Genomic DNA, 21,173 nt, shown 5'->3' on the forward strand with positions numbered 1-21,173 from the left:
AGGGGTCAGAGAGTTGTAAGCCCGACTGCCTATGGCGCTGGGGGTCGCTGGGGATCGCGCCGCTGAGCGAACATGCTGGAATCATCTTGCCTGGAAGCCGGTGCGGCTTTCCCGACGGTGGCGCGTGCCGAAATGCAGGACACAAGCCGGCCGTCCTTTTCCGCAAAGCGACGACAGTCCATCCTTTTCGTCACATCCGAGATTGCCGATTACATCAAGGCCGGTGGCCTTGGTGAGGTATCTGCTGCGCTCCCGCGGGAGCTGCGCCGCTATTACGATGTGCGTGTTCTCATCCCGGGCTATCGTCAGGTACTGTCGCAGATCGGCCCCATGGAAGAGATCGCACGGCTACCTGCCTCCTTCGGTATTCCGGCCTGTGGCTTGGGTCGCAGCACGACGCATGATGGCTTGACGGTTTACGTTCTGCTATGTCCCGAGCTGTACGACCGCGACGGTTCGCCTTATGTCGACCGCTTCGGTGTGGATTGGAGCGACAATGACATCCGCTTCGCGCGTCTCGGACTTGCGGCCGCCGATATCGCCTGCGGCCATGGTGATGATCTGTGGCGCGCCGATCTTCTTCATCTTAACGATTGGCCGTCAGGGCTAGCATCGGCTTATCTTGCCTGGCGCGGGCAGCCTGTCCCGACCATCCTGACCATTCATAACCTTGCCTATCAGGGGATCTTCGACCGCAACCGCCTGTCTCTTCTCGGAATTCCCGATTCTGCTTTCCAGATCAATGGCGTCGAATTTCATGAAAAGCTCTCCTTCCTGAAAGCAGGGATCTACTACTCGTCCCATATCACGACGGTCAGTTCGACCTATGCCCGCGAGATCACGCGCCCCGAATATGGCTGCGGTCTCGATGGCCTGCTCCGAACTCGTGCAGAACAGGGGCGCCTTGACGGCATCATCAACGGCATCGACGAGAGTTGGGATCCGACCACGGATCCCTATCTGGTCAGCCCATTCTCTGCGAAGAACTGCCGGGGTAAGCGCGCCAACGCCGACAATGTGCGCAAGAATTTCGGGCTTGCACTATCGAAGGGGCCTCTTTTTGCCGTGGTGTCCCGCCTTGTCCATCAAAAGGGTGTCGACCTTGCCATCTCGGCCGCAGAGACCATTGTTTCGCAGGGCGGGCAGATCGCCGTCATCGGCCAGGGCGAACCTCGCTTCGAAGCCGAGCTGCAGGTGCTCGCAAACCGATATCCCGGTTCCGTCGGCGTGAAGATCGGTTATGACGAGGGAGCCGCACGACGCATGTATGCGGGCAGCGACTTCCTGCTCATGCCCTCGCGCTTCGAACCCTGTGGCCTGAGCCAGATGTATGCGCAGCGCTTCGGTTCGCTGCCGATTGCGCACAGGACGGGCGGGCTTGCGGATACGATCGAGGATGGTGTCAACGGTTTCCTGTTCGGCGAACCTTCGCTCAACCGCTTCATGGATGCCATTCGAAGAGGTCTCGATACCTTCAACTCGCGATCCCGTCTCACAGCGATGCGAAAGGCCGCCATGAGCAGGCCTCAGGGTTGGGGTCGATCTGCGTCCCGTTATCAGGAGGTCTACGAACGCGCTTGTCGGACGGCTCTCGCATAATTGCTTCCTAAGAATGGGCTGGACGATCTGCAGCTCATTTTTCGTCCAAAGCGCCCAATGAATGGACGCCGTCGCCACAATGTCGCAGCCTTATTCTTAAGCCTGTGCTGCTTTTTCGGGCAAATGTCATGTGACCGTATTCCTGTCACGGCTTGCATGAAATTCCCCGCGATCTGACACCAAAGGGCTGATCCAAACTGGCATGGTTCTTGCTTAATGCCCTGACGTTGCACCTGAAACAGGGCAGCCAAGGGAGAGGACCTATGTCGATGTTGAATTTGACCCGCAGACACCTGATGGCGCTGGCCTCTGCCGCGCTGGTTTCCGGCGCTGTGATGGGAACGGCGCAAGCGCAGGAGACGATCAAGGTCGGCGTTTTGCACTCCCTGTCGGGCACGATGGCAATCAGCGAGACGACGCTGAAGGACGTCATGCTGATGCTCGTCGAGGAGCAGAACAAGAAGGGCGGCCTGCTCGGCAAGAAGCTCGAAGCCGTTGTGGTCGATCCGGCCTCCAACTGGCCGCTCTTCGCCGAGAAGGCGCGCGAGCTGATCAGCCAGAACAAGGTTTCCGCCGTTTTCGGCTGCTGGACATCCGTGTCGCGCAAGTCCGTATTGCCGGTGTTCAAGGAACTCAACAGCGTTCTCTTCTATCCCGTCCAATATGAGGGCGAGGAGAGCGAGCGCAACGTGTTCTATACGGGCGCTGCGCCGAATCAGCAGGCCATTCCGGCCGTTGAATATCTCGCCAAGGAAGAGAAGGTCGAGCGCTGGGTTCTCGCCGGCACCGACTACGTTTATCCGCGCACGACCAACAAGATCCTCGAGGCCTATCTCAAGGCAAAAGGCGTGAAGGCCGAGGACATCATGATCAACTATACGCCGTTCGGTCACTCCGACTGGCAGACGATCGTGGCCGACATCAAGAAGTTTGGAGCCTCCGGCAAGCAGACCGCCGTGGTCTCCACCATCAACGGCGACGCCAACGTTCCCTTCTACAAGGAGCTTGCCAACCAGGGCGTGAAAGCGACGGATATTCCTGTCGTGGCCTTCTCGGTCGGTGAGGAAGAGCTCGCCGGCATCGATACCAAGCCCCTCGTCGGCCACTTGGCTGCCTGGAACTACTTCCAGTCCGTCGACACGCCCGACAACAAGGCCTTCATCGAGAAGTGGAAGACCTTCACCAAGAACCCGAAGCGTGTCACCAACGATCCCATGGAAGCACATGTGATCGGCTTCAACATGTGGGTGAAGGCCGTGGAGAAGGCAGGTAGCACGGATCCGGACAAGGTGATCGATGCCATCGTCGGCGTCGAGGTTCCGAACCTGACCGGCGGCACCTCGAAGATGCTCGCGAACCATCACATCACCAAGCCGGTCCTTATCGGCGAGATCAAGGAAGACGGGCAGTTCGAGACCGTTTCGCAGACCGACGCTCTCGTGCCCGGCGATGCTTGGTCCAAGTATCTCGACGGCTCGAAGGATCTGATTGCCGACTGGAAGGACCTCAAGTGCGGCAACTACAACACCGTCACGAAGAAGTGCGGCGCCTGATCGCCTGACGAAAACGAGGGCGGCTCAAGAAGCCGTCCTCGCCTTCTCCTCCGTTCGAAGTTGATTGCATGGCACGCTTGCGCAGCATTCTGCAGGCATTCGTTCTGCTGGTCGGCATGGCGTCCGCCGCTGTGGCCGGACCCTACGAAGACGCATTGCCGAAACTTACTGCCGACAGCTATTCCGATACTGAGGCCGCCATCGGTGCTGTCGCCGGCAGCGGTCATCCCCTGTCTCTGAAGCTTGTCGAGGCTCTGCGCGACGGACGGCTGATGGTCGCCGGCGGGAAGGTCTATATCCGTGATGCCGACGGCGAGTCCGTCGATGCAGTAACCGGTCAGGCCGCCGAGCCTGCCGGCGCCAAGCCCGTGCGGCTCAACAACCGCGTCCGCCGCGCCGTCGAGGCCGCCCTTGGCAGTATGACCCTGCTCAGTCCGGATGCGGGAACCCGCCTCGATGCCGCCCGTGCCGTCTTCCGCTCGCGCGATGCCGCGGCCCTGCCGACGCTCGAGCAAGCCATTGCGAAGGAGAGCGACGGCGATGTGAAGGGAGCGCTCGAGAGCGCTCGCGCCGCAATTCTTCTCAACAAGGCCGATGTGTCCGCTTCCGAGAAGCTTTCCGCGATAGATTCCCTGAAGGCTCGCGGCGACCAGGACGCCCTGGCGCTTCTCTCGAACCTGCCGAGCGGCACGCCGGCCGATATTAGCGAAGCGGCGGCGAAAGCAGCGGAAGGCATCCGCAGCAGGCTCGCTCTTTGGAATGCCGTCCAGAATGTCTGGTACGGCGTCTCCCTCGGCTCGGTCCTCCTGCTTGCGGCCATCGGTCTCTCGATCACCTTCGGCACCATGGGCGTCATCAACATGGCGCATGGAGAAATGGTGATGATCGGAGCCTATACGACCTTCATCGTGCAGGAATTGATCCGCACGCAGGCGCCTTACCTGTTTGGCGCCTCGCTCTTCATCGCCTTGCCGCTGGCCTTCCTCGTTGCCGGCGTGATCGGCGTCCTCATCGAGCGCACGGTCATCCGATTCCTGTATGGGCGACCTCTCGAGACGCTTCTCGCCACCTGGGGCATCTCCCTCATTCTGCAGCAGGGTGTGCGCACGATCTTCGGCCCCACCAACCGCGAGGTCGGAACACCGGCCTGGATGAGCGGTGCGCTGGAGATCGGGGGCTTGAGCCTCACCTATAACCGCATCGCCATCGTGGTCTTCGCCTTCTCCGTCTTCGCCATCCTTCTGCTCGTGCTGCGCTATACATCGCTCGGCCTGTTCGTGCGCGCGGTCACGCAGAACCGGCGCATGGCGGGTTCCATGGGCATTCGCACCAATCGGATCGACGCGCTCGCCTTCGGCCTCGGCTCGGGCGTCGCGGGCATTGCGGGCGTTGCGCTTTCGCAAATCGACAATGTCAGCCCCAATCTCGGGCAGGGCTATATCATCGACAGCTTCATGGTGGTCGTGTTCGGCGGCGTCGGCAATCTCTGGGGCACGCTTGTCGGCGCCATGACGCTCGGTATCGCGAACAAGCTGCTCGAACCCTATGCCGGTGCCGTGCTCGGCAAGATCGTGCTGCTTATTGCCATCATCCTCTTCATCCAAAGGCGTCCGCGCGGCCTCTTCGCGCTCAAAGGCAGGGCGGTCGAAGCATGACAAAGCAAACCCTGCTCGACCGTCAGAGCATCGCCGTCCTCTGCCTGCTAGCGGCCGCCGCCATCCTGGTGCCGGCTCTCAACATTGCAGTGGCGCCGGGATCACCGTTCCACCTGTCGGACCATCTGGTGCCGCTGCTCGGAAAATACATCTGCTTCGCGCTGCTCGCCCTGTCGGTCGATCTCATCTGGGGCTTCTGCGGCATTCTCTCGCTCGGCCACGGCGCCTTCTTCGCGCTCGGCGGCTATGCCATGGGCATGTATCTCATGCGTCAGATCGGGCCGCGCGGCGTCTATGCGGATCCTATCCTCCCGGATTTCATGGTGTTCCTGAACTGGAAGGAACTGCCCTGGTTCTGGCAGGGCTTTGACTGGTTTCCCTTCGCCATGCTGATGGTTCTGCTCGTTCCGGGAATCCTCGCCTTCGTCTTCGGCTGGTTCGCCTTCCGCGCGCGGGTCACGGGGGTCTATCTCTCCATCATCACACAGGCCATGACTTTCGCGCTGATGCTGGCCTTCTTCCGTAATGACATGGGATTCGGCGGCAATAACGGCCTCACCGACTTCAAGGACATCCTGGGCTTTCCGATTCAATCCTCATCGACCCGCATCGTTCTCTTCGTGCTCTCCGTAGCAGCGCTCGCTGGCGGCTATCTGCTCTGCCGCTGGGTGGTGACGTCGAAATTCGGCAAGGTGCTCGTGGCGGTGCGAGACGCGGAAAGCCGCACCCGCTTCCTCGGCTACCGGGTCGAGCATTACAAGCTCGCCGTCTTCACCCTCTCGGCGATGCTGGCGGGCGTCGCGGGCGCGCTCTATGTGCCGCAGGTCGGCATCATCAACCCGAGCGAGTTCGCTCCGGCCAATTCCATCGAGGTCGTGATCTGGGTGGCCGTCGGCGGGCGCGGCACGCTGGCAGGCCCGATTCTCGGCGCCCTGCTGGTCAATGCGGGCAAGACCTGGTTCACCGGCGTTCTGCCGGAGTTCTGGCTCTTCGCACTCGGCGGCCTCTTCGTCTTCGTCACGCTGCTCATGCCCCGCGGTATTCTCGGTGCCGCGAAAGACATCTGGGAAAGGATCGGACAGCGATTGCGATCGCCGGTCACGACAGAGCCCGTTTCGCAGGCGGCGGAGTAAACCATGACCGCACCCGTCACCCCCACTTTGCTCTATCTCGACAACGTCTCCGTGTCGTTCGACGGCTTTCGCGCCCTGAATGCGCTGTCTCTCGCCGTCGATCATGCCGAGATGCGCGCCATCATCGGGCCGAACGGCGCCGGCAAGACGACGATGATGGACGTGATCACCGGCAAGACGCGGCCGAACGAGGGCACTGCTCTGTTCGAAGGCGCGCACGATCTGACCGCGCTCGACGAGGCGGCGATTGCCGAACTCGGCATCGGCCGCAAGTTCCAGACGCCGACCGTATTCGACATGCATTCGGTCGAGGACAACATTCTGCTTGCCCTCAAGGAGCACCGCTCGCCCTTCGCGACCCTGCTGTCGCGGCGGACGGCGCAGGAGCGCGAGCGGATCGATGCTCTGCTTGAGCGGGTCCGGCTCACGGGTCACCGTCATCGCAAGGCGGGAGAACTGTCCCACGGCCAGAAGCAATGGCTCGAGATCGGCATGCTGCTGGCGCAGCAGCCCAAGCTCCTGCTGATCGACGAGCCGGCGGCGGGCATGACGGACCAGGAGACAGCCGACACGGCCGATTTGCTGCGCGACATTGCCAAGACCCAGGCCGTGATCGTCGTTGAGCACGACATGACCTTCGTGCGCGATCTCGACGTGAAGGTCACCTGCCTTCATGAGGGCTCCGTTCTGGCCGAGGGAACCCTCGATGCGGTCAGCGCCAACGAGCGCGTGGTGGAGGTGTATCTGGGACGATGACGATGCTTTCGGTCGATAACCTGTCCCTGCATTACGGCGCGGCGCAGGCCCTGCGCGGCGTTTCCGTATCCGCCTCCCTCGGCGAGGTCACCTGCGTGCTGGGCCGCAACGGCGTCGGCAAGACGTCGCTTCTGCGCGCCATTGCCGGGCACCGCCCGATCTCCGGCGGAAGCATCCTTTTCGAGGGCCGCGACATTGCGCGGTTGAAGCCCTTCGAGCGCGCGGCGCTCGGCATCGCCTATGTGCCGCAGGGCCGCGAGATCTTTCCGCTTCTTACCGTGAAGGAGAATCTGGAGACCGGATTCGCGCCGCTGAAGCGCGGCGAGAAGACGATTCCGGCAGAGGTTTTCGAGCTCTTTCCGGTGCTGAAATCCATGCTCGGCCGGCGCGGCGGTGATCTGTCGGGCGGGCAGCAGCAGCAGCTCGCCATCGCGCGCGCGCTCGTCACGAGGCCGCGCCTTCTCGTGCTCGACGAGCCGACGGAGGGCATCCAGCCCTCGATCATCAAGGATATCGGGCGGGCGATTACCTACTTGCGCGATCGGAAGGATATGGCCATCCTCCTGGTCGAGCAATATTTCGACTTCGCGCGCGAGCTGGCCGACCGGTTCGTGGTGATGGAGCGCGGCGAGATTGTCCAGCACGGCGATCGCTCAGCTCTTGAGGGAGACGATGTCCGTCAGCGCCTGGCCATTTGATGGCGCCTCCCAGCTCCCGTCCTCACAACGCCAGCGAGCCGTCGGTCGTGTTGCATTCAGTGCAACGGAACTCGGCGGTCGCACGCGTCCGGCTCGCATTGAGGAGAGCGGATCCATGCGGATCAGGCTCCCGAAAGGCGAGGGGAACAGGATCGACGCCGTTCTCGTCAACACGGCCGGCGGCATCGCCTGCGGCGACCGCTTCTCCGTGGCGATCGAGGCACAGGCCGGTGCCTCGGTGACAGTCGCGACTCCGGCTGCGGAAAAGGTGTACCGTTCGGACGGGCCGGTTGCGGAGCTGGCCGTCGATTTGAAGCTGGGCACCAATGCCGGACTCGACTGGCTGCCGCAGGAAACGATCCTGTTCGACAAAGCGCGCCTTCGTCGGAGCCTCACGGCCGATATGCCGGAGCATGCGCGCCTGACGTTGTTCGAAGCGGTCGTCTTCGGGCGCGAGGCGAGGGTCGAGCGTATCACCGATGGATTATTCGAGGACCGCTGGCGCATCCGTCGCAACGGCCGCCTCATCTATGCCGATACGCTGCGGTTCGACGGCCCCATCGCGGAGTTGCTGCAGAAGCCAAGCATCGGCAAGGGTGCGCGCGCCTTCGCGACTCTCATCCATGTGGCGCCGGATGCGGAGGCGCGGCTCGAATCCGTGCGTGACAGTCTTTCGGCAATCGAAGGCTGCGATGCTGCGGCCAGTGCCTGGAACGGGATTCTTGCCGTGCGCTTCTGCGCCACGAAGATTGAGGCGCTGCGCGCCGCGGCTATTCCTTTCCTTGTTGCCTTTCGCGGCGAACCTCTGCCGCGTGTCTGGCTCAGCTAGGGTCGAACCATGCAACTCACACCCCGTGAAAAAGACAAACTCCTGATCGCCATGGCCGCCATGGTGGCGCGCCGCCGGCTGGAGCGCGGCGTGAAGCTCAACCATCCGGAGGCGATCGCACTGATCACCGACACGGTCGTGGAAGGTGCGCGCGACGGTCGTTCGGTTGCGGAGCTGATGGAAGCGGGCGCGCACGTCATCGGCGCCGATCAGGTGATGGAAGGCGTCGCCGAGATGATCCACGACGTGCAGGTGGAGGCGACATTTCCGGATGGCACCAAGCTCGTCACTGTGCATCACCCAGTCCGCGGCGCGGCCTCGAAGGATGTGCCTGGCGAGGTGATCGCACAGGAGGGCGAGATCGTCTTCAACGTGGGCGCGGAGCGCACCGTGCTGACAGTCGCCAACACAGGCGACCGGCCGATCCAGGTCGGCAGCCACTACCATTTCTTCGAGACCAATCCTGCCCTGTCCTTCGAGCGGGAAAAGGCGCGCGGCATGCGGCTTGACATCGCGCCCGGCACGGCGGTGCGCTTCGAGCCGGGCTCCACGCGCGAGGTGGTGTTGGTGCCGCTCTCCGGCAAGCGCGAGGTCTACGGGTTCCGCCAAGGCGTGATGGGAGCGCTCTGATGTCGAATGCACGAAAGCCCGCCTCCCTGCCGCGCGCCGGCTATGCGGACATGTTTGGCCCGACCACGGGCGACAAAATTCGCCTCGCCGATACCGCCCTCGTGATCGAGGTGGAGAAGGACTTCACCACCTATGGCGAGGAGGTGAAGTTCGGCGGCGGCAAGGTGATCCGCGACGGCATGGGGCAGGCGCAGACGACGCGCGCGGAAGGCGCTGTCGATACGGTCATCACCAATACGGTCATTCTCGACCATTGGGGCATCGTGAAGGCCGATATCGGCATCAGGAGCGGCCGGATCACGGCCATCGGCAAGGCCGGCAATCCGGATGTGCAGCCCAATGTCGACATCATCATCGGGCCCGGCACGGAGATCATCGCCGGCGAAGGCAAGATCATCACCGCCGGCGGCTTCGACTCGCATATCCACTTCATCTGCCCGCAGCAGATCGAAGAGGCGCTGATGTCGGGCGTCACCACCATGCTCGGCGGCGGCACGGGGCCGGCGACCGGCACCTTCGCCACCACCTGCACGCCCGGCCCCTGGCACATCGCGCGCATGATCGAGGCCGCGGACGCCTTTCCGATGAACCTCGCCTTCACCGGCAAGGGCAACGCCTCGAGGCCCGGCGCGCTCGAGGAGATGATCCATGCCGGCGCCTGCGCGCTCAAGCTGCACGAGGATTGGGGCACGACGCCCGCCGCCATCGATTGCTGCCTGTCCGTTGCCGATTCTTATGACGTGCAGGTGATGATCCACACCGACACGCTCAATGAATCCGGCTTCGTCGAGGACACCATTGCGGCCTTCAAGGGCCGCACAATCCATGCCTTCCACACGGAAGGAGCGGGCGGCGGGCATGCGCCGGACATCATCAAGGTGGCGGGGCTTCCCAACGTGCTGCCGTCCTCCACCAATCCGACGCGGCCCTATACGGTGAACACCATCGACGAGCATCTCGACATGCTCATGGTCTGCCACCATCTGTCTCCATCGATCCCCGAGGATCTCGCCTTCGCCGAGAGCCGCATCCGCAAGGAGACCATCGCGGCGGAGGATATTCTGCACGATATCGGCGCGCTTTCGATGATGTCCTCCGACAGCCAGGCCATGGGGCGCGTGGGCGAGGTCATCATCCGCACCTGGCAGACCGCGCACAAGATGAAGGTCCAGCGCGGCGCGCTTCCCGGCGAGACCGGCGACAATGACAATTTCCGCGCCCGCCGCTACGTGGCGAAATACACGATCAACCCGGCCATCGCGCACGGCGTGTCGAGGCATATCGGTTCCGTCGAGGTCGGAAAGCTCGCGGACCTCGTCGTCTGGACGCCCGCCTTCTTCGGCGTAAAGCCCGATCTCGTCGTCAAGGGCGGCGCCATCGCAGCAGCTCTGATGGGCGATCCCAATGCCTCGATCCCGACGCCGCAGCCGGTCCATTACCGGCCGATGTTCGGCGCCTACGGCAAGGCTCTTGCCTCCACGTCGCTCACCTTCGTGTCGAAGGTGGCGACGGAGAACGGGCTTGCCGCGAAGCTCGGAGTTCGAAAGCCGCTCGTCGCCGTCGAGAACGTGCGCAGCGGCATCGGCAAGAAGGACATGGTCCTCAACGACGCCACGCCCGTGATCGAGGTCGATCCCGAGACCTACGACGTGCGCGCAGACGGCGAGCTGCTGGTCTGCGAGCCCGCAAAAGTTCTTCCCATGGCCCAACGCTATTTCCTGTTCTGACATGATCCGCGCCACATCCATCATTCGCCGTGAATCGGTCGAGAGTGATCGCATCGTCGATGTGATCACCCTCGACCACGGCGACCGACACCGCCGCCGCATCCTGCTCAACGCGGACGGTGGCACCGCCTTCCTCCTCGATCTCGACAAGGCCGATGTGCTCGAGGACGGCGATGCCATCCGGCTCGACAGCGGCTGGCTCGTCGAGGTGAAGGCGGCGCCCGAGCGTCTCGTCGAGATCAGGACGGCAGATCCACTCGACCTGCTCACGCTCGCCTGGCATATCGGCAACCGGCACGTGCCGGCGGAGATCACGCGCGAGGCGATCTACATCGCCTACGACCATGTGCTCGTCGACATGCTCGTCGGTCTGGGTGCCAGGGTGGAGATCGTCGAGCGCCCATTCCGTCCGGTGCGCGGGGCCTATCATCACCATGAGCATGGCGGCCATCATCACGGACATGGCCATGGATGATGCTTCGGCAAAGCCGCTGCTGCATGAAAGCGCCTCGGCGATCCTGCCGCTCTTCGCGTGGCTGTCACCGTCTTATCCCGTCGGCTGCTATGCCTATTCGCACACGCTCGAATGGGCGGTGGAGGCAGGCGATGTGACAGATGAGGCGACGCTGGTGTCCTGGCTCGTCGATTTGCTCACTTTGGGTTTCGGACGCAACGACGCCATTCTCCTGAGTTGCACCTATCGTGCTGTGCTTGGTGGAGACCGGGTAGCTCTCGAAGAGATCAACGAACTGGCGCTGGCGCTGTCGCCATCGTCGGAGCTCTACCTGGAAACAAGTCAGCAGGGACGCAGCTTTCTCGACGCGACGCTGGCAGCCTGGCCTTCGCCGCGCCTAGTCCTCCTTGACGGCGACGTGGCCTTTCCTGTCGCGATCGGCATGGCTGCCGCGGCGCATGACATTCCGCTTGGCGTCACCGCCGAGGCCTACCTGTTCGGCCTCGTGCAGACCCTGGTCTCCGCCGCGATCCGTCTCGCGCCCATCGGGCAGACCGCGGGCATCCGCGTTGTAGCTGCGCTCGCGAGCACTGTGCGCGACCTCGCGGGGCAGGGGATGACGCATTCCCTCGACGATATCGGCGGGGCGACCTTCCGCGCCGATCTCAGCTCCTTCCATCACGAAAATCAATATACGAGGCTCTTCCGCTCATGACTTCTCACACGGGACCTCTTCGCGTCGGCATCGGCGGGCCGGTCGGCTCCGGCAAGACGGCGCTGATGGAAGCGCTCTGCAAGGCTTTTCGCGAGCACTATGACATCTGCGCGATCACCAACGACATCTATACCAAGGAGGATGCGCGTCTTCTGACGGTCGCCGGCGCCTTGCCGGTCGAGCGCATCATGGGCGTCGAGACCGGCGGCTGCCCGCATACGGCGATCCGCGAGGACGCCTCCATCAACCTTGCCGCCATCGCGACGATGCGCAAGCGCTTTCCGGCGCTCGACATCGTGCTCGTGGAATCCGGTGGCGACAATCTCGCTGCGACCTTCTCGCCCGAGCTCGCCGATCTGACGATCTACGTCATCGATGTCGCTGGCGGCGAGAAGATTCCGCGCAAGGGCGGTCCCGGCATCACGCGTTCGGATCTCCTCGTAGTCAACAAGATCGACCTTGCGCCTTATGTGGGCGCCGACCTTGCGATCATGGAGGAAGACACGAAGCGCATGCGCGGCCAGCGTCCCTATGTGTTCAGCAATATCCGCGATGGTGTCGGGGTCGATGTCATCGCCAAATTCGTCGAACAGGCCGGTGGCCTGTCTTCAGCGGCCTAAGGGGGATCTCATGATGTTCAAGCGCTCGATTCTTGCCGCCATGTTGTTAGCGGTCGCCACTCCCGCCCTGGCCCATACAGGACATGATGTGGTGTCAGGCTTTCTCTTCGGGTTCTCGCATCCCCTAGGAGGCCTCGACCATGTTCTTGCGATGGTGAGCGTCGGCCTCTTCGCGGCCTTGCTTGGAGGACGGGCTCTGTGGGCGCCTCCCGCAAGCTTCGTGGGCATGATGCTGGTTGGCGGAATTCTCGGCCTGAGCGGCATCGAGGTTCCGGCCGTTGAATTCGGCATCGCGATGTCCATTGTCGTTTTGGGCGCCATTGTGACGTGGGTGCGGCAATGGCCGATCCTGGCGGCAGTCACGCTCGTCGGCGTCTTCGCCCTGTTTCACGGTTATGCTCACGGCGCGGAGATCCCGGTCGGGTCCGATGCGGCTCTCTACAGTCTGGGATTTGCTCTCGCGTCGGCCATGCTGCATGGCGTTGGAATTTCTGCCGGACTTCTTACCTCTGGCTCTACCACTGTCATGCGGCTTACCGGAGCGGTTGTGACCATGTCCGGGATCATCATCGCATTTGGCTGACGCATTGCCGTAATGCTCTATGCAACGGGATCCGCACCATAGGCCTCGGCCATGCTGCGGATCTCTACCAACTTGGTGTCGAAGGCCGCCCAGTCATCCTCGGCAGCGATCGGGGCCCAGAGCGCCTCTACCTCATCGATCAGCATTGTGCACGGTGTAGCACGTGCAAAATAGGAATGATCGAGTTTCGCCTGAGCGACAGAGTCGAAGGCGCCAAGCGCCGCGCGAACGGGTTCGAACGACGGTTGTGCGTATAGATTTGCAGAGGGGCTTCTCTCTGCGCGTTCCTCACTCAGGCGCCCGCCATACCAATCGAAAAAGGTTTGTTCGAACGGAGCTTTGCTCTCGTGCAGGAATGTCCATAAGGCTTTGGCGAGTACCCCATCCTGCTCGAACCCTTTCGATTGCAGGCCCAGGCGGCGTAGAAGGGCACGCGGGAACTCCCGATGGAGAGCTGGTTCGAATGTTGTGAGTGCCTGTTCGAGGCTGCTCTGCGGGGCTAGGGGAAGCAGGCACTCTGCGAGACGAAACAGATTCCACAAAAGGGTGTCGGGCTGGCGGCCGAAGGCGTAAAGTCCTGTCTCGTCGAAATAGGCGGCCGTGAATCCTGGCTCGTAGACGGGTAGAAAACGCCATGGGCCATAATCGAAGCTTTCTCCCGTGACGTTGATGTTGTCGGTGTTGAGCACGCCATGCACGAATCCTGCCGCCATCCATTGTGCGCCCATGCGAGCCACGCGTCGGCAAACTTCCTCTAGAAAGGCTGTTGCGCGTTCCGCTTCACCGTCGCGCCAAGTCTCCGGCATGTAGGTTGGGATGGTGTAGTCGAGCAGCTTTCGGATGTTGTCGGTCTCATCCAGGTACAACAGACGCTGGAATGTTCCGATGCGGATGTGTGAATGGCTGAGACGCACCAGGACCGACGAGCGGGTCGGGGAAGGTTCGTCACCACGCTCGAGTTCCTCGCCTGTCTCGATCAGGCTGAAGGACTTGGATGTCTCGACGCCGAGGGCCTCGAGCATTTCCGTTGCGAGGATCTCCCGCACGCCGCCCTTCAGGGTCAGGCGGCCATCCGCGTGGCGCGACCACGGCGTTTGCCCGCTGCCTTTTGTGCCGAGGTCCAGAAGCCGCCCATCCGCCACATCATGAAGTTGAGCAAAGAGAAAGCCGCGCCCATCCCCGAGATGTGGATTGTAGGTTCGGAACTGATGGCCATGGTAGCGCAGGGCAAGAGGCTGTTCCAAACTGCTGGGAAGTGGCGCGAAGCGCCCGAAATGAACGATCCATTCCTCGTTGGTAAGCGAACCGAGGCCCACGCGCTCGGCCCAGCGCTGGTTGCGGTAGCGCAGAATATGGTGCGGGAATTCCGCCGGCCGGACGATGTCATAGAAATCCGAACCGAGTTCCTGATGGCCTGTCGAGGCGCGATAAGCGGCGGAGGTGGGCATGTAGGGTGTCCCATGAACTCGTGTTCAATTCCCAGCACCACCGAAATGTTCAGAGGGATCCGGGCGGGTCAAGCATGGGCCGGATGACGGTGCTTGAAGACCTTTCGTTTTGCCACGAATTGGACAAAGTTGAGCTACGACGATCGAGTTGCAATGTTGCAAAAAACGACGCTTTGACCGCTCCGGCCGAGGTTGTTGAAAAAAATTCATGGTGAAAGCTTTGTTAAAAACGTCTGGTTTTTCCTGATGTTCGGCTTGAATGCTCAAGCGCATCGCCGTTGTGTAGCTGCGCTTTCGCGTGTTGGTCTATTGGCGGGTCGGAAGTGCTCCCCTAAGATCCTGGTTAACGAAGCAAACGGGAGGCGAGTCAATGGCATTCAAGGATGTGCTCAGCCTTTGCGGCCGTATAGGCCTGATCGTGACAGCGTTCGCATTCGTTGCAGGAATTGTTGCAGGTCCACTCCTTGAAAGGATCTGGTCGTCCCGCCCGACCACCGTCACCCAGAATGCCACCGTCCCCAGCCCTGTTCCGCCGACTCCCCCCGTCCAGGCCAATGCCGGAGGACCGGGCTAACGCCTTTTTAGAATTCTCCGGTTCATATCACGTCGTCGCCGAGACGCGACGGGAATGCGGCTCCTTTTCCGGGAAAGACGCGATGAGCAGCGAGACACTTCTAAGGCAGGAAATCCGTCATTCTCTCGGTTTTGTCCGCGGCCTGATTGACCATTATTCCGGACTCTATTCGGGCGAGAATCTCACCAGCGACGTCCTGCGCATCTGTGACGAGGTAACGGATGCGAATGAGCCGAACTCCCGGTTGAAGGAGGCGCGGCGCATGGTCGAGGAGCGGTGTCGACAGCTGACACAGGCGGCGGATCGCTTCGCGCAGCGCGATCCCGCACTGATCGCAGCATCGCGGGCTCAGGCTGTCGCAGCCGTCGATCTGTTTCAGGACGCTGCCTTCGAATGGCGCAAGGCCCGCACCATCCGCCCGTCGTCCGGCCGGTTACTGCGCAGGAAGAGTCTCTGATCCTTTGGTCGCCTCAAGTTGTGTCACAGTCGCTTGGGCTTGATCGACGCTGTCGCGGGAACATCAACCATCTGGGGCTCGATCAGCGGATCAGCCTTCGGTGTATCGAGCCCATAGACATCCTCGCGGAAATGCACCGCACCGTCTGCCGTCGCATAGCCTGTCAGATAGACCCAGGCGACGGGAACGGACTTCTCGAGACGAATATCCTGCCGTGCAGCGCTGGCGATAGCGGTGTTGATCCCTTCCGTCGTCCATACGCCTGCCTGGCCATTGGTACCGCGCAGCAGCCATTCGGCAAAGTCGGTGACGTCGGCTACGCGAATGCAGCCTGAAGAATGGAAGCGTGCATCCTGTGCGAAGAGTTGTTTCTTGGGTGTATCGTGCATGTACACGGCATGCTTGTTCGGCATGTCGATGCGGATCTGCCCGAGCGAATTGATCGCTCCAGGATCCTGGCGCAACGTGTAGTTCACCGCATTCTGCGTCGACCAGTCGAGGGTCTTCGGATCTACTTCCTGGCCCTTCGCATCGAGAATACGGATCTTCATCTTCTCCAGATAATTGGGATCCTTGCGGACATGGGGAATGATGTCCTTCTTGATCAGGGAGACCGGCACCGTCCATGTGGGATTGAGGTTGACGGCGGTGACGCGGGTTTCGACAGTGGGCGAAGGGCGGTCCACCTTACCGGCAATGGCGACGAAGCGGCGGGCTACCTGTCCGCGCTCGACCGCTTCCACGGCGGCTGAGGGAATGTTCACGACCACATAGCGTTCGCCGAAGGAAAAGGTGGATCCGGCCAACCGTTGTGCGGAGGCTGTGAGTTGGCGGTGACGCGTGAGCGCCGGAACGTTCAGCGCTTCCAGGGTCCGTGCGCGCACAGCGCCCGATTCCGGCAGACCGTGACGAGCCTGGAACCGTTTGACTGCATTGGTCAGTTCTGTGTCGAAGGTTGGGTTTGTGGTGAGATCAGCCGAAAGATCGCCCTCCGAGGCAAGGCGTTGCCGAAGAGTCACGACGAGCGAGCCCTTGTCGCTAGCCTTCAGAATTGTGCCTGCGGGCAGGGTAGGCCATCCTCCCGCCTCTGCAATGCGCTTATAGGTCCAGGCGGCCCGCATCGTGTTGATGAAGGTGCTCGCGTCCAGAGTAGGGCGGGGATCCTGCGAAATCGAGATGACGGGCGCGGGAGCGGCGACTTTCTCGGCCGATTTGGCTGCCGCCGTCGGTGCAGCTTTCAGTCGCAGGTTCGTCCCTGCTGCCGGAGGTGCCGGAATGCTCGGCAACACCTGCACTGGAGAAGTTGGCGCAATATTTTCGGGTGCCGCCAAGGCATCCAGAGGAGTCCCGAAGGCGGAGCACGAGAGCAGAGCCAATCCGAGGCAGAGACGTTTTGCATTCCCATAAGTCATGTCCGAAACTATGGGCGATGATAGTTTACAAAGTGCTGTAGCGGGCGGCTGCCCCGGGTGCCGATAATGAACGTATTCGGCCACGAGGACTTAACTCTAAAACTTAGCCAGATGGTGAGGAGCCCATGACGTCCGAGGAGATCAAGGAACTGAACGCTGCACGCGAAAACCTTGTGAAACGGCGCAGGGAGATGGCGCGGCAGATTTCCGAGGCGCCCCTCCCTTCTGTCGAGATGGCAGAGGAGCTGACAAAAATTCTTATGGCCATCGAAGCCTTGGACCGGGCTCTCAACGAGGCGGGGCACCCCTATATGAGCCAGGGCGTGGTCGAGCAGCTCAGGGCTGATCGTTGATTTCTATAGTTTAATTCTTCCGACAAGATCGAAGTCGGCACCTGGCTTCGGCCTGAGCACGAGCATTTCTCCCTCGTCGGGAAAGATACCGGTGAGGGCCGTGATGTTGACTTGGTGCGTGACGAGCACGAGGACCCCTCTGGAACGCCAGTCCTGAACGATCTGACGCACAGCCCGCGTTTGAGCCGGTTCCTGGTCTCGGTCTGAGAAGAACGAATCCAGTGGCGGGGAGGACTCCGTCAGGTTGCCGAAGGCCAAGCGGGCGGTGTCGAGCGCGCGGCACCAGCGGCTTGAGAGCACCCGCTCGACCGGGATCTGCCGGGCTCTGAACTGTTCTCCGATGGCCTGCGCCTGCCGCCGGCCCTCAGCCGAGAGGTTGCGCTGCGTCGCGCAATCTTCGAGCCGGAAGTTGGCAGGATCGCCTGCTCCTGGAGCGCTGGCGTGCCGGAAGAGGCCAATTGTGCCGCCGGCACGCAGTGCCTGCCATACCTCCTCGGAGGCATGAAGAGCCTGAGGCCATGCCAGCACCAGCAGGAACAGAAGGGTCATTGCGAGCGGCATATGTCACCTGCCAATCTATCTGTCGTTATCCGCTGCAGAAATACCGGCTCACCATGCGCAACGTTAGGTAATGGCACAGGTTCCTGGAGGTGTCTGGCCAGACTTAAGCGTCCTCTGCCAACTCCATGAGCATATCCACGAGCGGATCACTCGGATTGGCAAGTCCCGCGATGACATCAAAGTGATGCGCTCCAGTCACTTCATGGTACTGAGTTGCAATGCCCGCCTGGTTCCATCGCTCGACGATGGCATGGGATTGTCTGAGAAACTCGCTGCTTTCGGCCCCCCCAACCACTGCGATAAGGCGCCCGCTCGTGGGCGGATTCCATTCCAGCGGGCTCAGGCGATGCGCCTCATTAAGATTCAGCCCAAGAGCTTTGTTAATCGAGGTCGGGACCAGTGGAGGCAGGTCGAACAAGCCGGAGATTGGCATGGCGGCGCGGACGGGCCTCTGCAACGCGCCCGGGTGTGCCATGAGACATGCCGTCAGATGCCCGCCCGCCGAGTGTCCACTTACGACGAGAGGGCGGCCTGTGCGTTGGATGACGAAATTGGCGGCGGCCTCGATTTCAGAAATGATGTCGGCCAGTTTTGCCGCCGGGGCGAGTGTATAGCTCGGGATCGCAACCGTCAGACCACGTTCGTTGGCACCGCGTGCCAGATGGCTCGACGTGGATTTGTCGAGCGCCTGCCAATAGCCGCCATGGATGAACAGCACGACCGGGCCGCCGGCATCGCCGTTTTGCGGATAGAACAGGTCGAGCCGATGCCGCTCGCCGGCGCCATAGGCGAGATCGAGCTCGCAACGTGCAACTTCGCGATAGGCGGCGGAATCCCGCTGCCAGCCCGCAATGTGAGCGGGATGTTCGGGAACGCGGGCCCGGTTGTTGTACTCGGCCTCCAGGTCGAGTTCTGCGGCAGCCATCGCGGATTGTCCTTAAACGTGGAGATATCGGTCCTTGAGGCTCGCATCGGTCATGAGTTCGTCGCTCGTTCCCGTCCAGACCGAGCGGCCCTTCTCGATGATCACGTGGCGGTCGGCGAAGCTCGCCAGTGCGCTGATATTCTTGTCGATCACCAGGATCGACTGGTGCTCGCCCTTGAGGCGCTTGAGGCACGCCCAGATCTCGGCGCGGATCAACGGCGCCAGCCCTTCGGTGGCCTCATCGAGAATGAGCAGTTTCGGGTTGGTCATCAGCGCGCGGCCGATGGCCAGCATCTGCTGCTCGCCCCCGGAGAGCTGTGTGCCCAGGTTGCTCCGGCGTTCCTTCAGGCGCGGGAAGAGGTCATAGACCGCATCGAGCGTCCAGCGACGGGAACCCGTTCTGGCCGAGGCCGTCGCGACGAGGTTCTCTTCCACCGTCAGCGTCGGAAAGATCTGCCGGCCTTCCGGCACGAGGCCGATGCCGGTCTGCGCGATGCGATAGGGAGCAAGCCTTGTCACGGCGGCGCCATCGAAGCGCACTTCGCCGCCGCGGGGACGGAGCAGGCCCATGATCGAGCGTATGGTGGTGGTCTTGCCCATGCCGTTGCGGCCGAGCAACGTCACCACTTCGCCGGCATTGACCTCAAGCGAAATGTCGAAGAGGACCTGCGCGGCGCCATAGGACGCCTGCAATTGTCGGACGGAGAGCATCAGACCAGCTCCTCTTCGCCGAGATAGGCTGCGCGGACTTCCGGATTGGCTCTGATCCGCTCCGGCGTGCCCGTGGCAATCACGCGGCCGTAGACGAGAACGGAGACGCGGTCCGCGAGCGAGAACACGGCATCCATGTCGTGCTCAATCAATACAATGGTAAGGCGGCTCTTCAGACGCCGCAGGGTCTCGACCACGCGCTGGGATTCATCGTGACCGGTGCCGGCAAGCGGCTCATCGAGAAGGAGAAGCTTCGGCTCCGTCGCAAGGCCAATGGCGAGTTCGAGCTGACGCTTCTCGCCGTGGGACAACAGGCCCGCCGGGATGTGCGCGCGAGCGGCGAGCCCGACCTGGGTCAGGCACTCCATGGCAGGCTCGTTCAGGGCCTTCTCCTGCGAGGCATTGCCGAAGAAGCGGAAGCTCGATCCCGAGCGCGCCTGAACCGCCATAGCCACATTCTCGAGAGCCGAGAAGCCGGGCAGGATCGAGGTGATCTGGAATGAGCGCGCAAGTCCGCGTCCGACGCGTTGCGGCATCGAGAGAGAGGTGACGTCCTCACCCGCGAACAGGATTGATCCCGAATCCGAAGACAACGTGCCCGAGATCTGGTGGATCAGCGTCGTCTTGCCTGCGCCATTGGGGCCGATGATGGCATGCAGCTCGCCCGGCTTGATGGAGAGGCTGACGTCGTCGGTGACGACGAGAGCGCCATAGGCTTTGCGTAAGTTGCGAAGTTCGAGCAGGGGCTCAGCCATGGTGAGGCCTCCGCAGCAGGCCCATGATCCCGCCTCTGACGAACAGCACGATCAGGATGAGAAGGGGACCGAACACCATCTTCCAGTTCTCGGCGATATGGGCGCGGGTCTCTTCGCTCAGGAAGAAGCTCAACGCATGCAGGATTTCCGGCAGGAACTCCTCCAGCAACAGGAAGGCGGCGGCGCCGATGATGGCGCCATGCAGAGAGCCGAGCCCGCCGAGCACGACCATGAAGATCAGTTCGCCGGAGCGCTGCCAGGTCATGAAGGCCGGGCTCACGAATTCTGCTTGGTTCGCGAGCAGGCATCCGGCGAGCCCCGCCATCATGCCGCTGAGCACATAGGCCGCGAGCTGAAAGCGGAAGGGCTGGAAGCCGATGGCTTGCATCCGAAGGGCGTTTTCCCGCGTTCCGCGCAGAACACGACCGAACCTGGACGCGACGACGGAGCGGGCGAACGCATAGGTTCCAAGAAGGCAGAGCAGGCAGGCCCAGTAGAAGGCGAAGTCGTTCTCCAGAATGCCGGAGCCAGCCACGAGGCTGCGCGATGCCAACGTCATGCCGTCGTCGCCGCCATAGGCCGCCAGCGATGTGGCGAGGAAATACAGCATCTGCCCGAAGGCGAGGGTGATCATGATGAAATAGACACCCTTGGTCCGCAATGAGATCGCTCCTGTGATCAGAGCGAAGATGGCGGAGGCTGCGAGCGCCACGGGAATCTGGATGAAGGCATCCTCGATTCCGTGGCTGGCGAGAATGCCGACCGCGTAGCCGCCGATCCCCAGGAAGGCCGCGTGGCCGAAGCTCACGAGCGCGCCGTAGCCGAGAATGAGGTCGAGCGCCATGGCGGCGATGCCGAAGATCATCACCCGGGTCAGCAGGGACAGGACGTAACCCTCTGCGCCGGAGAACACGGCGAAGAGCGGCGCCGCAGCAAAGGCGGCGAAGAGGACAATGGGGACGATCTCGAACCGTGTGGTGAGCGACGGCATCGGAGCGGAGCGCGTTTCTGCGAGTTCAGTCATC

At 62.2% G+C, this 21,173-nt stretch carries 23 protein-coding genes; 16 read left to right on the top strand and 7 right to left on the bottom strand.

Annotated features, from left to right (window positions below):
* Nucleotides 1-72: 72 nt before the first annotated feature.
* From glgA to JO965_RS08375, 13 genes are all read left to right on the top strand, one after another.
* Nucleotides 73-1,599 carry a glycogen synthase GlgA gene (gene glgA / locus JO965_RS08315; protein WP_203443211.1) on the top strand — a complete coding sequence of 509 codons (1,527 nt, stop codon included), beginning with the start codon at nucleotides 73-75 and terminating at the stop codon, nucleotides 1,597-1,599.
* Nucleotides 1,600-1,895: 296 nt separating this feature from the next.
* Nucleotides 1,896-3,152 (top strand): urea ABC transporter substrate-binding protein, encoded by a 1,257-nt coding sequence (gene urtA, locus JO965_RS08320; protein WP_203444106.1) that lies wholly within the window; start codon nucleotides 1,896-1,898, stop codon nucleotides 3,150-3,152.
* A 68-nt stretch (nucleotides 3,153-3,220) separates the two neighbouring features.
* The gene (gene urtB, locus JO965_RS08325) at nucleotides 3,221-4,807 is read left to right on the top strand and encodes an urea ABC transporter permease subunit UrtB (protein WP_203443212.1); all 1,587 of its coding nucleotides are present in this window, start codon (nucleotides 3,221-3,223) and stop codon (nucleotides 4,805-4,807) included.
* Nucleotides 4,804-5,940, top strand: a complete 1,137-nt coding sequence (gene urtC / locus JO965_RS08330; protein WP_203443213.1) for an urea ABC transporter permease subunit UrtC — start codon at nucleotides 4,804-4,806, stop codon at nucleotides 5,938-5,940. Before urtB ends, urtC begins: the two co-directional genes overlap by 4 nt.
* A gap of 3 nt (nucleotides 5,941-5,943) precedes the next feature.
* Entirely contained in the window at nucleotides 5,944-6,696 is a 753-nt protein-coding gene (gene urtD, locus JO965_RS08335) for an urea ABC transporter ATP-binding protein UrtD (protein ID WP_203443214.1), read from the top strand.
* A 2-nt stretch (nucleotides 6,697-6,698) separates the two neighbouring features.
* Complete coding sequence (gene urtE, locus JO965_RS08340) at nucleotides 6,699-7,394, top strand: urea ABC transporter ATP-binding subunit UrtE (RefSeq protein ID WP_203444107.1); 696 nt, start codon at nucleotides 6,699-6,701, stop codon at nucleotides 7,392-7,394.
* Complete coding sequence (locus JO965_RS08345; protein ID WP_203443215.1) at nucleotides 7,369-8,223, top strand: urease accessory protein UreD; 855 nt, start codon at nucleotides 7,369-7,371, stop codon at nucleotides 8,221-8,223. Before urtE ends, JO965_RS08345 begins: the two co-directional genes overlap by 26 nt.
* 9 nt (nucleotides 8,224-8,232) lie before the next feature.
* Nucleotides 8,233-8,853 carry an urease subunit gamma gene (locus JO965_RS08350; RefSeq protein ID WP_203443216.1) on the top strand — a complete coding sequence of 207 codons (621 nt, stop codon included), beginning with the start codon at nucleotides 8,233-8,235 and terminating at the stop codon, nucleotides 8,851-8,853.
* Nucleotides 8,853-10,580, top strand: a complete 1,728-nt coding sequence (ureC, locus tag JO965_RS08355) for an urease subunit alpha (protein ID WP_203443217.1) — start codon at nucleotides 8,853-8,855, stop codon at nucleotides 10,578-10,580. The genes JO965_RS08350 and ureC overlap by 1 nt, the downstream gene beginning before the upstream one ends.
* Before the next feature lies 1 nt (nucleotide 10,581).
* Complete coding sequence (locus JO965_RS08360; RefSeq protein ID WP_203443218.1) at nucleotides 10,582-11,055, top strand: urease accessory protein UreE; 474 nt, start codon at nucleotides 10,582-10,584, stop codon at nucleotides 11,053-11,055.
* Complete coding sequence (locus JO965_RS08365; protein ID WP_246776781.1) at nucleotides 11,048-11,749, top strand: urease accessory protein UreF; 702 nt, start codon at nucleotides 11,048-11,050, stop codon at nucleotides 11,747-11,749. Before JO965_RS08360 ends, JO965_RS08365 begins: the two co-directional genes overlap by 8 nt.
* Nucleotides 11,746-12,369 (top strand): urease accessory protein UreG, encoded by a 624-nt coding sequence (ureG, locus tag JO965_RS08370; RefSeq protein WP_203443220.1) that lies wholly within the window; start codon nucleotides 11,746-11,748, stop codon nucleotides 12,367-12,369. Before JO965_RS08365 ends, ureG begins: the two co-directional genes overlap by 4 nt.
* A gap of 10 nt (nucleotides 12,370-12,379) precedes the next feature.
* Nucleotides 12,380-12,952, top strand: coding sequence for a HupE/UreJ family protein (locus JO965_RS08375; RefSeq protein WP_371826847.1), 573 nt, complete (start codon nucleotides 12,380-12,382; stop codon nucleotides 12,950-12,952).
* Nucleotides 12,953-12,969: 17 nt separating this feature from the next.
* On the opposite strand, the gene JO965_RS08380 is transcribed toward JO965_RS08375, so the two are convergent.
* Nucleotides 12,970-14,400, bottom strand: coding sequence for a protein adenylyltransferase SelO (locus JO965_RS08380; RefSeq protein ID WP_203443221.1), 1,431 nt, complete (start codon nucleotides 14,398-14,400; stop codon nucleotides 12,970-12,972).
* Between the two features lie 370 nt (nucleotides 14,401-14,770).
* Here JO965_RS08380 and JO965_RS08385 point away from each other — a divergent pair, with 370 nt between their 5' ends.
* Both JO965_RS08385 and JO965_RS08390 read left to right on the top strand, forming a co-directional pair.
* The gene (locus tag JO965_RS08385) at nucleotides 14,771-14,974 is read left to right on the top strand and encodes a hypothetical protein (protein WP_203443222.1); all 204 of its coding nucleotides are present in this window, start codon (nucleotides 14,771-14,773) and stop codon (nucleotides 14,972-14,974) included.
* An 82-nt stretch (nucleotides 14,975-15,056) separates the two neighbouring features.
* Nucleotides 15,057-15,431 (top strand): hypothetical protein, encoded by a 375-nt coding sequence (locus JO965_RS08390; protein ID WP_203443223.1) that lies wholly within the window; start codon nucleotides 15,057-15,059, stop codon nucleotides 15,429-15,431.
* Between the two features lie 23 nt (nucleotides 15,432-15,454).
* Here JO965_RS08390 and JO965_RS08395 read toward each other — a convergent pair whose 3' ends face one another.
* Entirely contained in the window at nucleotides 15,455-16,762 is a 1,308-nt protein-coding gene (locus JO965_RS08395) for a murein L,D-transpeptidase (RefSeq protein WP_371826848.1), read from the bottom strand.
* Nucleotides 16,763-16,968: 206 nt separating this feature from the next.
* Here JO965_RS08395 and JO965_RS08400 point away from each other — a divergent pair, with 206 nt between their 5' ends.
* A complete protein-coding gene (locus JO965_RS08400) occupies nucleotides 16,969-17,196 on the top strand; it encodes a hypothetical protein (protein ID WP_203443225.1) in 228 nt (75 codons plus the stop codon).
* 3 nt (nucleotides 17,197-17,199) lie between these two features.
* On the opposite strand, the gene JO965_RS08405 is transcribed toward JO965_RS08400, so the two are convergent.
* The 5 genes from JO965_RS08405 to JO965_RS08425 form a co-directional block, all read right to left on the bottom strand.
* A complete protein-coding gene (locus JO965_RS08405) occupies nucleotides 17,200-17,757 on the bottom strand; it encodes a histidine phosphatase family protein (protein WP_203443226.1) in 558 nt (185 codons plus the stop codon).
* Between the two features lie 103 nt (nucleotides 17,758-17,860).
* The gene (locus JO965_RS08410; protein WP_203443227.1) at nucleotides 17,861-18,682 is read right to left on the bottom strand and encodes an alpha/beta hydrolase; all 822 of its coding nucleotides are present in this window, start codon (nucleotides 18,680-18,682) and stop codon (nucleotides 17,861-17,863) included.
* Between the two features lie 12 nt (nucleotides 18,683-18,694).
* On the bottom strand, nucleotides 18,695-19,393 hold the full coding sequence (locus JO965_RS08415) for an ABC transporter ATP-binding protein (RefSeq protein ID WP_203443228.1): 699 nt from the start codon (nucleotides 19,391-19,393) through the stop codon (nucleotides 18,695-18,697).
* On the bottom strand, nucleotides 19,393-20,148 hold the full coding sequence (locus JO965_RS08420; RefSeq protein ID WP_203443229.1) for an ABC transporter ATP-binding protein: 756 nt from the start codon (nucleotides 20,146-20,148) through the stop codon (nucleotides 19,393-19,395). Before JO965_RS08420 ends, JO965_RS08415 begins: the two co-directional genes overlap by 1 nt.
* A complete protein-coding gene (locus JO965_RS08425; RefSeq protein ID WP_203444109.1) occupies nucleotides 20,141-21,172 on the bottom strand; it encodes a branched-chain amino acid ABC transporter permease in 1,032 nt (343 codons plus the stop codon). The genes JO965_RS08420 and JO965_RS08425 overlap by 8 nt, the downstream gene beginning before the upstream one ends.
* Nucleotide 21,173 lies beyond the last annotated feature (1 nt).

Origin of the sequence: Microvirga sp. VF16 (assembly GCF_016864375.1) — a bacterium.
Taxonomy (GTDB): Bacteria; Pseudomonadota; Alphaproteobacteria; order Rhizobiales; family Beijerinckiaceae; genus Microvirga.

Bases quoted from the DNA above. Each gene is read 5' to 3' on its own strand.
- JO965_RS08410 (WP_203443227.1), bottom strand. From the start codon at position 18,682: ATGGCTGCCGCAGAACTCGACCTGGAGGCCGAGTACAACAACCGGGCC.
- urtB (WP_203443212.1), top strand. From the start codon at position 3,221: ATGGCACGCTTGCGCAGCATTCTGCAGGCATTCGTTCTGCTGGTCGGC.
- JO965_RS08375 (WP_371826847.1), top strand. From the start codon at position 12,380: ATGATGTTCAAGCGCTCGATTCTTGCCGCCATGTTGTTAGCGGTCGCC.
- ureG (WP_203443220.1), top strand. From the start codon at position 11,746: ATGACTTCTCACACGGGACCTCTTCGCGTCGGCATCGGCGGGCCGGTC.
- JO965_RS08365 (WP_246776781.1), top strand. From the start codon at position 11,048: ATGGATGATGCTTCGGCAAAGCCGCTGCTGCATGAAAGCGCCTCGGCG.
- urtD (WP_203443214.1), top strand. From the start codon at position 5,944: ATGACCGCACCCGTCACCCCCACTTTGCTCTATCTCGACAACGTCTCC.
- urtC (WP_203443213.1), top strand. From the start codon at position 4,804: ATGACAAAGCAAACCCTGCTCGACCGTCAGAGCATCGCCGTCCTCTGC.
- JO965_RS08380 (WP_203443221.1), bottom strand. From the start codon at position 14,400: ATGCCCACCTCCGCCGCTTATCGCGCCTCGACAGGCCATCAGGAACTC.
- JO965_RS08420 (WP_203443229.1), bottom strand. From the start codon at position 20,148: ATGGCTGAGCCCCTGCTCGAACTTCGCAACTTACGCAAAGCCTATGGC.
- JO965_RS08390 (WP_203443223.1), top strand. From the start codon at position 15,057: ATGAGCAGCGAGACACTTCTAAGGCAGGAAATCCGTCATTCTCTCGGT.
- JO965_RS08345 (WP_203443215.1), top strand. From the start codon at position 7,369: ATGTCCGTCAGCGCCTGGCCATTTGATGGCGCCTCCCAGCTCCCGTCC.
- JO965_RS08350 (WP_203443216.1), top strand. From the start codon at position 8,233: ATGCAACTCACACCCCGTGAAAAAGACAAACTCCTGATCGCCATGGCC.
- JO965_RS08425 (WP_203444109.1), bottom strand. From the start codon at position 21,172: ATGACTGAACTCGCAGAAACGCGCTCCGCTCCGATGCCGTCGCTCACC.
- JO965_RS08400 (WP_203443225.1), top strand. From the start codon at position 16,969: ATGACGTCCGAGGAGATCAAGGAACTGAACGCTGCACGCGAAAACCTT.
- glgA (WP_203443211.1), top strand. From the start codon at position 73: ATGCTGGAATCATCTTGCCTGGAAGCCGGTGCGGCTTTCCCGACGGTG.
- JO965_RS08385 (WP_203443222.1), top strand. From the start codon at position 14,771: ATGGCATTCAAGGATGTGCTCAGCCTTTGCGGCCGTATAGGCCTGATC.
- JO965_RS08415 (WP_203443228.1), bottom strand. From the start codon at position 19,393: ATGCTCTCCGTCCGACAATTGCAGGCGTCCTATGGCGCCGCGCAGGTC.
- ureC (WP_203443217.1), top strand. From the start codon at position 8,853: ATGTCGAATGCACGAAAGCCCGCCTCCCTGCCGCGCGCCGGCTATGCG.
- JO965_RS08405 (WP_203443226.1), bottom strand. From the start codon at position 17,757: ATGCCGCTCGCAATGACCCTTCTGTTCCTGCTGGTGCTGGCATGGCCT.
- urtA (WP_203444106.1), top strand. From the start codon at position 1,896: ATGGCGCTGGCCTCTGCCGCGCTGGTTTCCGGCGCTGTGATGGGAACG.
- urtE (WP_203444107.1), top strand. From the start codon at position 6,699: ATGCTTTCGGTCGATAACCTGTCCCTGCATTACGGCGCGGCGCAGGCC.
- JO965_RS08360 (WP_203443218.1), top strand. From the start codon at position 10,582: ATGATCCGCGCCACATCCATCATTCGCCGTGAATCGGTCGAGAGTGAT.